Source organism: Microcystis sp. M109S1 (assembly GCF_020247025.1).
Taxonomy (GTDB): Bacteria; Cyanobacteriota; Cyanobacteriia; order Cyanobacteriales; family Microcystaceae; genus Microcystis.
Map to the genome: position 1 here is coordinate 1 of NZ_JADBRW010000259.1, position 11,617 is coordinate 11,617.

The 11,617-nt window shown below is 41.4% G+C and carries 16 protein-coding genes and 1 pseudogene; 5 read left to right on the forward strand and 12 right to left on the reverse strand.

Features of this window, described 5'->3' with window-relative positions; translation table 11 throughout:
• The 4 genes and pseudogenes from IM322_RS12950 to obgE all read left to right on the forward strand — a co-directional run.
• Window positions 1-325, forward strand: a pseudogene (locus IM322_RS12950) (DUF3782 domain-containing protein); the annotation flags it as partial.
• 367 nt (window positions 326-692) lie between these two features.
• Window positions 693-1,019, forward strand: coding sequence for a nucleotidyltransferase domain-containing protein (locus IM322_RS12955; RefSeq protein ID WP_287078039.1), 327 nt, complete (start codon window positions 693-695; stop codon window positions 1,017-1,019).
• The gene (locus IM322_RS12960; protein ID WP_002762465.1) at window positions 1,016-1,345 is read left to right on the forward strand and encodes a HEPN domain-containing protein; all 330 of its coding nucleotides are present in this window, start codon (window positions 1,016-1,018) and stop codon (window positions 1,343-1,345) included. Before IM322_RS12955 ends, IM322_RS12960 begins: the two co-directional genes overlap by 4 nt.
• Before the next feature lie 69 nt (window positions 1,346-1,414).
• Window positions 1,415-2,443, forward strand: coding sequence for a GTPase ObgE (gene obgE, locus IM322_RS12965; protein ID WP_287673865.1), 1,029 nt, complete (start codon window positions 1,415-1,417; stop codon window positions 2,441-2,443).
• A gap of 9 nt (window positions 2,444-2,452) precedes the next feature.
• Here obgE and IM322_RS12970 read toward each other — a convergent pair whose 3' ends face one another.
• From IM322_RS12970 to purS, 10 genes are all read right to left on the reverse strand, one after another.
• Window positions 2,453-2,818 carry a KH domain-containing protein gene (locus IM322_RS12970; RefSeq protein WP_287673866.1) on the reverse strand — a complete coding sequence of 122 codons (366 nt, stop codon included), beginning with the start codon at window positions 2,816-2,818 and terminating at the stop codon, window positions 2,453-2,455.
• On the reverse strand, window positions 2,811-3,059 hold the full coding sequence (rpsP, locus tag IM322_RS12975) for a 30S ribosomal protein S16 (protein WP_002736858.1): 249 nt from the start codon (window positions 3,057-3,059) through the stop codon (window positions 2,811-2,813). Before rpsP ends, IM322_RS12970 begins: the two co-directional genes overlap by 8 nt.
• Before the next feature lie 93 nt (window positions 3,060-3,152).
• On the reverse strand, window positions 3,153-3,395 hold the full coding sequence (locus tag IM322_RS12980; RefSeq protein WP_002746947.1) for an HNH endonuclease: 243 nt from the start codon (window positions 3,393-3,395) through the stop codon (window positions 3,153-3,155).
• A gap of 63 nt (window positions 3,396-3,458) precedes the next feature.
• The gene (locus IM322_RS12985) at window positions 3,459-4,016 is read right to left on the reverse strand and encodes a KGK domain protein (protein WP_287673867.1); all 558 of its coding nucleotides are present in this window, start codon (window positions 4,014-4,016) and stop codon (window positions 3,459-3,461) included.
• Window positions 4,017-4,064: 48 nt separating this feature from the next.
• Complete coding sequence (locus tag IM322_RS12990; RefSeq protein WP_287673868.1) at window positions 4,065-4,550, reverse strand: KGK domain protein; 486 nt, start codon at window positions 4,548-4,550, stop codon at window positions 4,065-4,067.
• Window positions 4,551-4,580: 30 nt separating this feature from the next.
• A complete protein-coding gene (locus IM322_RS12995; RefSeq protein ID WP_287673869.1) occupies window positions 4,581-5,975 on the reverse strand; it encodes a transglutaminase domain-containing protein in 1,395 nt (464 codons plus the stop codon).
• A 195-nt stretch (window positions 5,976-6,170) separates the two neighbouring features.
• Window positions 6,171-7,247, reverse strand: a complete 1,077-nt coding sequence (gene rfbB, locus IM322_RS13000; RefSeq protein ID WP_287673870.1) for a dTDP-glucose 4,6-dehydratase — start codon at window positions 7,245-7,247, stop codon at window positions 6,171-6,173.
• Window positions 7,248-7,293: 46 nt separating this feature from the next.
• Window positions 7,294-8,220: a CDF family zinc efflux transporter Cdf31 gene (gene cdf31 / locus IM322_RS13005; protein WP_287673871.1), complete on the reverse strand. Its 927-nt coding sequence runs from the start codon at window positions 8,218-8,220 to the stop codon at window positions 7,294-7,296.
• A 257-nt stretch (window positions 8,221-8,477) separates the two neighbouring features.
• Entirely contained in the window at window positions 8,478-9,164 is a 687-nt protein-coding gene (gene purQ, locus IM322_RS13010) for a phosphoribosylformylglycinamidine synthase subunit PurQ (RefSeq protein ID WP_287673872.1), read from the reverse strand.
• Between the two features lie 225 nt (window positions 9,165-9,389).
• A complete protein-coding gene (gene purS, locus IM322_RS13015; RefSeq protein WP_287079735.1) occupies window positions 9,390-9,662 on the reverse strand; it encodes a phosphoribosylformylglycinamidine synthase subunit PurS in 273 nt (90 codons plus the stop codon).
• Between the two features lie 31 nt (window positions 9,663-9,693).
• Between purS and IM322_RS13020 the strand changes: the two genes are divergently transcribed.
• A complete protein-coding gene (locus IM322_RS13020; protein ID WP_002802309.1) occupies window positions 9,694-10,077 on the forward strand; it encodes a Fur family transcriptional regulator in 384 nt (127 codons plus the stop codon).
• 85 nt (window positions 10,078-10,162) lie between these two features.
• On the opposite strand, the gene accD is transcribed toward IM322_RS13020, so the two are convergent.
• Both accD and IM322_RS13030 read right to left on the reverse strand, forming a co-directional pair.
• Window positions 10,163-11,113 (reverse strand): acetyl-CoA carboxylase, carboxyltransferase subunit beta, encoded by a 951-nt coding sequence (gene accD / locus IM322_RS13025; RefSeq protein WP_287698981.1) that lies wholly within the window; start codon window positions 11,111-11,113, stop codon window positions 10,163-10,165.
• A gap of 18 nt (window positions 11,114-11,131) precedes the next feature.
• Window positions 11,132-11,341 carry a hypothetical protein gene (locus IM322_RS13030; protein WP_193957096.1) on the reverse strand — a complete coding sequence of 70 codons (210 nt, stop codon included), beginning with the start codon at window positions 11,339-11,341 and terminating at the stop codon, window positions 11,132-11,134.
• Window positions 11,342-11,617 lie beyond the last annotated feature (276 nt).

The window sequence follows — 11,617 nt, forward strand, 5'->3', positions numbered from 1 at the left end:
CAGTGTGCGAGTCAGTAAAGATGGACAACACCTAGAAATTGATGTCCTTGCCTATACCAATGGTGAGCTAAATACCGCCTATATCGTTGAGGTTAAAAGTCATGCCAAAGAGGAATCTATTACTCAATTAAAAAGTATTTTACAACGGTTTCGCAGCTTTTTCTCTGAACACAAAGATAAAAAACTCTATGGCATATTAGCGGCGGTTGATTTATCCCCAGGATTACGGGAAAAAATTCTGCAAGAAGGGTTTTATGTGGCTCGGATTCATGACCAAGTATTTGAATTAGATATTCCCGATAATTTTCAACCTCGACCCTATTAAAACAGCAAAGGCGATGGGAGCATCCCATTTTCGCCAATCGCCTTCTACAGATGGGAAGTTTTCTCCTGAAACTGGCTCACACAGACAATCCCCCAATCCAAAATCCAAAATGAGATGTTCCCAACCCTTCAGGCTTTGGGTACTCTCACTCGTCCTCATTTTCTCGAAACTATTCCCCATTTAGTCCCTTTAATCCTTCATTTGGGGGGGGGAGGTCGCTTTAAGAGAAGTGTATCAAGGTATTAGGGATGTTAGTCGCTGGTGGCGGTGATGCTCATAAATCAATTAGAAGTGCTACGATCAGCAGAAGCAAGTCCACCATAATACATTTTTTGGCCAAATACAATAATTTCTAGCTAATAAAACAATGGCTCAATTACAAACCCTAATGCCTATACTACAAGAATTTCGCCAAGAATTAGCAAAGTTTTATGGAAAACGGTTAGTAAAACTCATCCTTTTTGGTTCACAAGCGAGGGGTAACGCCAATGAGGACTCAGATATTGATATTATGGTCGTATTAAAAGGCCCCATTTCCCCTGGAGATGAAGTGATTCGGATGGCAGACATCGCTACTCAACTAGACCTTAAATATAATACCTTCATTTCTTTGATTCCCATCGCCGATGAAGACTTTGTTCATCGACAAACCCCATTAATGGACAATATTCGCCGAGAAGGGATTTTCCTGTGAACCAAAACCAAATTTCGTCCTATATCAATCAAGCTAATGAAGAATTAGAAGCGGCCACCCTATTACTTGAAAAAAATTATTATCGTGCTTGTATTTCTCGTTGCTATTATGCCATTTATTGTACAGTCCAAGCTCTGTTAATAGTTAAAAATATCAATACGCGCAGTCATCGAGGGGTACGACAGCAATTTTCTCAACATTTTATTCAAACAGGGGAATTACCATTAGAACTATCAAAAGCGTTAAGAATTACCTATGATTTACGACAATTAGGAGATTATGATCAAGTTATTGAAATAACTAGGGAACAAACACAAATTGCCTGAGAATACGCCACAGTATTTGTAGAACAAGCAATGATCTTGAGCATTTTTTCACTTTAACTACTTAATCTTATGCAGTTTATTGATCGCGCCGAAATAGAAGTAGAAGGGGGTAAGGGAGGTGATGGAATTGTCGCTTTCCGTCGGGAAAAATACGTCCCCGCCGGCGGTCCGGCCGGAGGTAATGGGGGAAAAGGTGGTTCGGTGATTTTCGTGGCGACTCAGAACCTGCAAACCCTGCTAGATTTCCAGTATAGTCGCTATTTTAAGGCCGATGACGGCAAACGGGGCGGCCCCAACAACTGCACCGGGGCCAACGGTAGCGATCGCATTATTAAAGTTCCCTGTGGTACAGTGGTTTACGATCTCGATAGCGAGGCAATTATCGGCGATTTGGTAACTCCCGAACAGACTTTAATCGTGGCCGCCGGGGGAAAAGGGGGATTAGGCAACCGCCACTTTTTAAGTAATAATAATCGCGCACCCGAATACGCTTTACCCGGTTTAGAGGGAGAAAAACGCCATTTACGCCTAGAATTGAAGTTATTAGCGGAAGTAGGCCTGATCGGGCTGCCCAATGCGGGGAAATCCACCCTAATCTCGGCCGTTTCCTCTGCTCGTCCCAAAATCGCCGATTATCCCTTTACGACTCTCATTCCTAACTTGGGAGTGGTACGCAAACCCACGGGAGACGGGACGGTATTCGCCGATATTCCTGGATTAATCGAGGGAGCGCACCTAGGAATCGGCTTAGGACACGAATTTTTACGCCATATCGAACGCACACGCCTGTTAATTCATCTTGTCTCCTTGACATCAGAAGACCCGATCGCCGATTATCAAATTATTCAAGGGGAATTAGCCGCCTATGGTCGGGGATTAGAAAAGCGATCGCAAATACTGGTTTTCAACAAAATTGATGCTGTGGACGAGGAAACGATAGATAACTATCAAAAGCAGTTTGCTAAAATAACTAATGCCGAGATTTTGACTATTTCCGCTGTTACGGGAGCCGGATTAACCACTTTACTCGCCAAAGTTTGGCAGCAGTTAGAGCAACTGGAGAGGGTCGAGGATGAAACCCCTTCCCTGTTTTCCTAAAATCGCTCGTTAGTTGTTCGGCTGCCGGGGTGCGGGTGGTCGGCGATTGCTCGGTCTTCTTTCCGTACCTTCAAAGTTACCATTAGAACGACGGGTGCGGCGCTGTTCGCCTTCATTTTCGGCCGCATAGACTTCTAGATAAAGAGAGCGATCCACACTCGCGGCCGCCATTTCTAGGGTAGTTCTAATCGCCTGTAAATTGCGTCCTCCCCGGCCGTAAACTTTGCCTTTATCGGCATCATCGAAGGCTACACGCACCCAAAGACGTTGATTTTCCTGACAGCGCTCGATATCCAATCTCAGACTGGCCGGATCTTCCAAAAACGGCTCGATAATAAATTTCACCAGTTCGAGATAGTTGGGGGTACTAGGCATTGATTTTCTCGAAAATTTTCTGTTTGGTGAGAATGCTGCGTACGGTGTCCGTTGGTTGCGCTCCTTGTTGTAAGCGTCGGATAATCCCTTCTTCATCCAGACGCACTTCATCGGTGCGGGGATTGTAAAATCCTAATTCCTCTAGGGGACGACCATCGCGACGACTGGTGCTAACGGCCGCAACGATACGATAACTGGCTTCGCGTTTTTTGCCAAAGCGTTTTAGACGTAATTTGATCATGGTTACTAAAAAATTCTCCTTTCCGATTCTAACTCATCCCGGCGGTAATTCCACAAGTGGCGATCGAGGGAACGGTCGGCAGCCATTGCATATTCATTGAAAATAACGCCGAAAGCGCGGGTCTAAATGGTCTTTTTTGCGGCGATTACAGGATAAACAAAGGGTTTGCAGGTTACTAATGTCGTTACTGCCACCTAAAGCTAAGGGAATTATATGATCTATGGAAAGTTGGGCTAATTTTTCGGGTTTACCGCAACTCTGACATTGATAATTATCCCTTTGATAAACATATTTTCTCACTTCGATCGGAATCGGGATTCTCGGAGTTTTTGCCATGATAATTACAGCAGGAGAGAGGAGATTGCTTTAATTTATTTTCCTTATTACCTAATTAGGTTTTCAGGAATTGAAGTTAGTTTTTTCTGTATTTTCTCGCAGCATTTGCCGAATCTCCTCTAGGGGTGATTCTGGTTCTTGCTCAATTGTGCTTTCTTCGGGAATAAATTCTAGGGTAATTTTTATTTGACGAGTTTCATTTAAATGCTCAAATCCCTGTTTTTGTAATTCCCGCAGAAATTCGTTATCATAATCTGGACGTTCAGGCGTTTTTTTAGGCAGTTTTTCTAAAACACTAGAAAAAGTACATTCTCCATAAGTTTTAACTTTTCCTGTTCTCCAGTCTTTCTCACCCCGTATTAATAATTTACAATCCTTCCCTTCACTCGGATAATGAACCCATTCAATTTTATTAATTTGACCAAATGTAGAACCAGGATCTGATATATCTCTTCTTAGTCTTCCATAGGAAGTATATTCGCCGATATACTTCAAAAAATCTGCTTGAATTTTTTCTTTAATTTTTTTCACCAAAATAACTTCTTCATTTTCAAACATCAATACACTATTATCATCTTCGATAATGATTTTCCGAGAGTTGTTAAAAGTATTAATATTCATTCTTTTGCTCCTTAATTATTCCCTATTCAATCATAATAACATACAAATTTACTCTAGGGGTGACTCTGATTCTTGTTCCAGTGGGCTATTTTCAGGAATAAATTCTAGGGTAATTTTTATTTGACGAGTTTCATTGAAATTTTTAAATCCTTGCTCTTTTAATATCTGTAATAATTGCGAGTAGTCATATTCTTGATGGGCTAATTTTTCTAAAATAGGAGAAAAGTCACATTGACCATAAACTTTAATTTTACCTTGTCTCCATCGTTTTTCTCCTAAAATTAATAGATTTAATATTTGTCTATCTCTCGGATAATAAACCCAATCTAGTTTAGCTATCTGACCACAAATATAACTTTTCGATTTTAACATTACACCATCGAGAACAAAGTCAGAAATATAGTCTTCTAATTCTTCAATTATTTGATTTTTAAATTGACCAACCAAAATAATTTCTTTATTTTCAAACATCAGTAAACTTTTATCATCTTCGATAAGGATTTTCTGAGAGTTGTTAAAAGTATCAAGATTCATTCTTTTGCTCCTTAATGACTCAAAGACAAATTACTCGTACTCAACTAAACTAGCGTAGTTATTACCCTCGATAAACTTGCCAGCGATAGTTATCTTTCCTGAACCAACTTTAACATTACCGAAAAATAAATTACCTGACTTAGCTAAAGGAGTCCAGTTACCCGATGATTGATCAATGATAACCACATCTAAAGCATTAGGTACTTCGATTTTAAAATTTACCAATTGATTCTTCGTTAATTTGGCTATTGTGGGACTATAAAGATAGGCATTATTTTCTTCAAAAGTAGCATAGGTTTTCGGGATAGAAACACCCATAGCATTGCTGGTGATTCGATAGGATAAAGCATGATTAAGGTTATTTTTATCGGATTTATTTTTAGAGAAAACCATCAAATCATAACTTCCAGCTTGGGGAAAGGAAACTTTAATTGTTGCTTGTCCATTGACTCTTTGAATTAAGGGTAAATGGCTATTGATAGGTAAATTATTTTGCTGCAATTGAGCAGAAATCTGGGTGTGAGGAGGAACTTGTAAAATAACTTCTGTTATTCCTGAAGACTGGATATTATAACTATTGTGATTGACTAATTTTATGCCATCTCGAAAAAATTGTGATGTCACAATCGGCCAAGAATCAAATTGTTGTTTTCTATAAACTTTCGGTAATAATTGCCACTGAGTTTGTTCGGGGAAATGACTATAAATTAATTGTGCGGGTGGAGTAGCAAAATAATGAGGATTAAATTGCCGTTGAAATTGATTGTTATTGACTACTCCCGCACCCCAAGTTGCATCAATTAGATACCAAGCATTATTAATTCTGACAGTATTCCAAGCATGGTTAGCATCACTAGCATTGCCCACTAGATAGCCGAATCCTTTAGCATAACCGATAACAACTGCTGATTTTAATCCCATTTTTTCTGCTAAAGCTTGATAAAGATTGGCATACCCTGAACAGACAGCAAAACGATTTTTGAGAACCACATAAGGACTCGCATCACCGTAATTACCCCTTAAAAAACTTGCCACATCGTAGGTAATATTATGGGTAATCCAAACGTAAATAATGCGGGCTTTTTCTGCTTCTGTTTTGGCATATTTAGATAGAATTGTTGCTAATTCTGATAGAGAATTTCCTTGGTAATTGATGCTGCGAGCTAGACGATCAATATTTTGATAATTTCCCTGTCTAACTTGGTGATTATTCCCAGGAATAATTGGCTGAGAAAGTTGCAGATTATTAGTATTATAAATTAAGTTATTGGCTGGTTTAAATGATTGAAAATTCCTGAGCAGTTGAGAACTTTGGTTTTTAAATGCCATCCCAACGGACATTAAAACTAAAAAGATGAAAATCCCTGGAATTGTCCTTCCCGATTGCCGATTCTTGCGGCGGCGATAATTTCTTTTATAAGCCATAGTTGCTGCTAATAAAAAGTCAAGATTACCAGTCTTAGCCTGATCTGCTCCTATTATCTCTCAAACCTAACTATTTTTTTGAGATTTTTCTGTGATCTTAATCACTGACAATTAAAATATTAATCTAGCTAAAGTAATAAGTGTGTTAGTTTTGGCTAACACACCCAAAATTAAGATTAAAGTTTTTACCCTTATCTAACCGTAAACTTTCCCATAATACTCTTGATATTCTTTGGATAACAAAGGTTGCCACCAATCCCGATGATCGAGATACCATTGAATGGTTTTTCTTAATCCCCCCTCTACCGTTTCTTGAGGTTGCCAACCTAATTCAGTGCGAATTTTACTAGCATCAATAGCATACCGGCGATCATGTCCAGGGCGGTCCTTGACAAAAGTAATTAAATTCTGAGCAGGTTTCACGGGTAAATCGGGAGCTAATTCATTCATTAACTCACATAACATACTGACTAAATCGATATTTTTTACTTCATTATTTCCGCCAATATTATAGGTTTCTCCAGCTTTTCCTTGGTTAATAACTGTATCTAAAGCTTGACAATGATCCCGCACATATAACCAATCTCGAACATTTTGACCATCACCATAAACGGGCAAAGGTTTACCCAAAAGAATATTAATACACATCAAAGGAATTAACTTTTCGGGAAAATGATAGGAACCATAATTATTAGAGCAATTAGTAATAATTGTCGGCATTCCGTAGGTATGAAAATAAGCTCTCGCTAGATGATCACTCCCCGCTTTTGAGGCAGAATAGGGACTATTAGGAGCATAGGGAGTAGTTTCGGTAAAAGCCAGATCATCTACTCCTAAACTGCCATAAACCTCATCGGTGGAAACGTGCAGAAAACGATAGTTATCCGGTTGATGATTACTTAACCAATGTTGCCGAAAACTTTCTAATAGAGTAAAAGTTCCCACCACATTAGTTTGCACAAAAGCCCCAGGTCCAAGAATCGATCGATCCACATGGGATTCGGCGGCAAAATGGGCAACTGTATCGATATTTTCACCAGCAAATAATTCATCAACTAAAGCTCGATCGCAGATATCCCCTTGCAGAAAACGGAAATTCTTTCTATCTTTCAGTGTCGCTAAATTATTCAAATTGCCCGCGTAGGTAAGAGCATCAAGAACAATTACACGATCCTCAGGATAATTCTCGCACCAATGATGAACAAAATTCGAGCCGATAAATCCTGCTCCACCAGTAATTACTATGCTTCTAGCTTGATTTTCTGTCGTCATGGCCACCTCTAGCAAAAGTTTGCTACTTATTTTAGGCCTTTTTGCTTCACACTTCTTCATCAAAAGTGATCTGATCGGAACGATAATCCGGCGGTTCAACGTGAATTAAAATTCTCACAGGGCTAAATTGTTGGGTTAATCTTGCTTCTACCGCTTCCGTGATTGCGTGAGCAGTTTCCACATCTTGAGCGGAGACAACTAGGTGCATTTCTATAAATACCTGTCTTCCCACCACTCCCCGAGATGCGATCGCATGACAATTAAGCACCCCCGGCACCTCCATCACAATTTGATGAATCACTTCAGGAGCGATCGCCATTTCATCCACTAACAAAGGTAAATTCTCCATCAGGACTTTCCAACCACTGCTAAACACCAAAAAAGCGACGGGAAAGGACAAAATCGCATCTAACCATTGTAATTGGGGAATATTAGCCGTATTACCCACCCAAACCCCCACTAAACCCAATAAAACCGTAATTGTCACCCACACATCACTCATGGTATGACGAGCATCGGCAATCAAAATCGCACTACCGACACGCTGCCCCACCGATCTTTCATAATAAGTAACAAAAATATTCACCCCTAAAACGATAATTAATAGCCATAACTCAGGACCGGCAATCTCGATCGGTTTGCCTCCTTTGATAATACGCATGATCGCCCCTTGCAAAATTTCAAAACAGGCAATCCCCAAAAAGGCGGCGATCGCTAAAGCTCCGATCGCTTCGTATTTCAGATGTCCGTAAGGATGATCTCGATCGGGATAGGGAGAGGAAAACCGCATCGCTACCAATCCCAAGACATTATTCGCACTATCGGTGACACTATGGAGAGCATCCGCTTGCAGACTTAAAGCACCAATTCTCAAACCCACCCCCGCTTTGATCGCCATAACCAAAATGTTCAGCATCAGGGTGATCCAGAGAACCTTTTGGACGGTAGCCCGATTATCTTTTAAAACAGCCACAGGATTATCAGTTTTTTAGCTATCAGTTATCAGTTATCAGTTATCAGTTATCAGGGAAATTTCAACTAAAACCCCAAAAACCCAAAAACCCAACTATTTGAGGGTTTAAAAACGGCAAAAATAAGGATTAAATTGCCTAAAGTCTGTAAATAGACCATTTAATTGATTATTATTCATTTTTAATTCTCCTGACTACTGACTACTGACTACTGACTACTGACCCTAACAACAATTTTTGATTTTTACAAGAGGTCTAGTCAACAACAATTGATTATCTCCTCAAATAACAGACTCCCATCGGTCAAATTGAGCAGCGGATCGGCGGCGCGTTCGGGATGAGGCATCATTCCTAGCACATTTCCGGCTTTATTGGTAATTCCTGCAATATTATTTAACGATCCGTTAGGATTCCCTGACTCATTTGCCTCTCCTGTGGCAGTACAGTAACGAAAGAGAATTTGTCCGTTATCCTCCAGAGATTTTAACGTATCTTCTGCGGCATAATAACGCCCTTCCCCGTGGGCAATCGGCAAATTAAGCACCTGTTGCGGTTGATAACCTCGCGTCCAGACAGATTGATTATTTTCCACTTTTACCGGCACTCGATCGCAGATAAAATGTAAATCGCGATTACGAATTAACGCACCGGGTAGCAGCCCAATTTCCGTTAATACCTGAAAACCGTTACAGATGCCTAAAACTAATTTACCTTTTTCAGCTTCTTCTCGGACAGTTTTCATCGCTGGCGAAAACCGAGCGATCGCACCACAGCGCAAATAATCGCCGTAACTAAATCCCCCCGGCACCACGATCACATCCAAATCCGATAGCTCCGTCTCTTGATGCCAAACATAGCGGGTAGGTTGCCGAAAAATCCCCTCCGTCACCGTTGCCACATCTCGATCGCAATTCGATCCGGGGAAAACAATAATCCCAAACTTCATAATTTTTAACTTGGTTAATTCATTTTGCAAAAAGCTCTTATCAGATGGGTGTTGGTTGTTGGTTGTTGGGTGTTGGGGAAATAAAATTGTCTTTTATCCCTATCCCCTATCCCCTATCCCCTATCCCCTATCCCCTATCCCCTATCCCCTATCCCCTATCCCCTATCCCCTATCCCCTATCCCCTATCCCCTATCCCCTATCCCCCATCCCCTATCCCCTAATCCCTATCCCCTATCTCCTGACTGACAATGCAAATCAAAGCGATAATTTTCAATCACAGGATTAGCCAATAGTTGATCGCACATTTGAGCCAATTGAGCGCGAGCGCTGGTTTCGTCCGCTGCTGTCACGGTAAGCTCAATATACTTACCAATTCGCACCCCGGCTACAGTATCATAACCTAATTGCTTTAATCCCGATTCTACGGCCGTACCCGCCGGATCGAGCACCGAGGGGCGCAGGGTAACATAAATACAGCACTGATAATTTTTTGGCATAGAATTAACTTTGATCGCTGACCTTTTTGATATGAAATCCCAACGCACCCGATCGCAAGAGCGCATTATCCACTTACTCAAAACCTTAAATCGGGCAGTATCCGCTCAGGAATTGTTTGTGGAACTCCGTCAGCGTGACCAAAATATGGGGTTAGCCACTGTTTACCGCGCCCTAGAATCCCTAAAACTACAGGGAGCAGTGCAGGTGAGAACCCTAGCCACAGGAGAATCCCTCTACAGTTCCGTTCAGCAGGATCAACACCATCTTACCTGTATTCATTGCGGTCGGTCTATCGTCTTTAATGAGTGTCCCGTTCATGAATTGGAAGAAAAACTCGAAAAATCCCACCAATTCAAGGTTTATTACCACACTCTCGAATTTTTTGGACTTTGCGATCATTGTCAACCCAGTTAAGTAAGCTGTACTACATTTAAACTGCCTATCGGGATATTTTAGTACAAATGCTCAGACTTTCAACTCCAGTGCCGTCTTACAGGGATTAAACTGTTGTTTGACCTTGGGCTGTTTTCAGAGGGATTAACTCCGGTTGACTGTAGTGATGATGGCTGTTGAGGGGGGATAACAAGGGGAAAAAGGGCTGATGTAAACTGATTAATTGAGCGAGGGTTTTCTTGAGATGGGTACGGGGAACGATCGCATCGACAAACCCGTGTTTTAATAGGTATTCCGATGTTTGGAAACCTTCCGGTAATTTCTCGCGCAAAGTCTGTTCGATTACCCGTTTACCAGCAAAACCGATAGTAGCCTTTGGTTCGGCGATAATAATATCTCCCAACATGGCAAAACTGGCCGTGACTCCTCCCGTGGTGGGATTAGTCAAGACGGGAATATAGAGTAACTTTGCTTCTCGATGCCGGTTAAGGGCGCCAGAAATCTTGGCCATCTGCATTAAACTTAACATTCCTTCCTGCATTCTCGCCCCACCGGAAGCGCAGATGATCACGAGGGGTAAACGTTCATCGGTAGCTTGTTCCGTCAAACGACAGAGTTTTTCTCCCACCACCGATCCCATGCTACCCCCCATAAAACGGAAGTCCATCACCCCTAAAGCTAAGGGTAAACCATCGATCGTCCCCGTTCCCGTCTGGACAGCATCCGTCAGACCAGTTTTTTCTTGGGTTTCCCGCAGGCGATCGCTATAACTTTTCCGATCGCGAAATTTGAGCGGATCCGTCGGTCGAATCTGTTCATCGAGGCAATTCCAAGTATTCGCATCCACTAACTGGCGAATTCTTTCTTCACTTTCGACCCGATTATGATAACCGCAATCGAGACAAACCAGTTGATTAGCTAATAAATCCTTCGTATAGGCCAAAACGCCGCAATTTGGGCATTTTGTCCATAAACCATCGGCTATTTCTCGTTCCTGTTGTTGTTGAACCTTGGGTTCTGTTTTTTGGCGATTTGCAAACCAATCAAATAGAGACATAGTTTAAAATAAAGACAATTATAGACTTTCCTCTAGAGGACTTAATAACAAAAGTGCTGTCCAGCGATCTTGGGGACGGACTTGTAGGGCGGCCTGATGCCCCTGGCCGCAATAAATACCAAGGCCAATAGCGATAACGCGACTGGGGATGTCGTGAGCTTTGAGCATTTCCTGTAGCCAATCGGCTTCCCAACGACTGGGGGTTGTTCTAATGGTGATCCAAGACACGGAAGACTATTGTATCAAGATTTAATTACAAGATAACTTTTTTACCAAAATTTTGGGTTAAAGCCCCGTCCTTTTAGGACGGCTTTATGTGAAAATGAAATTGGTTTAAATCCCCTGAGTGGGCGGTAGTGAATAGCTCGATTGAGTTGAACCCTTGAACTCGAAAGTCTGCATAAGAGACAAAAAGGGAGGGTAGCGAAAACCTCGTCAAACATAGCGCAGGGGTTCCGATAAACAACGGTGAATGAAAAACCAGTAAAAATCTTTGTCGTCAGA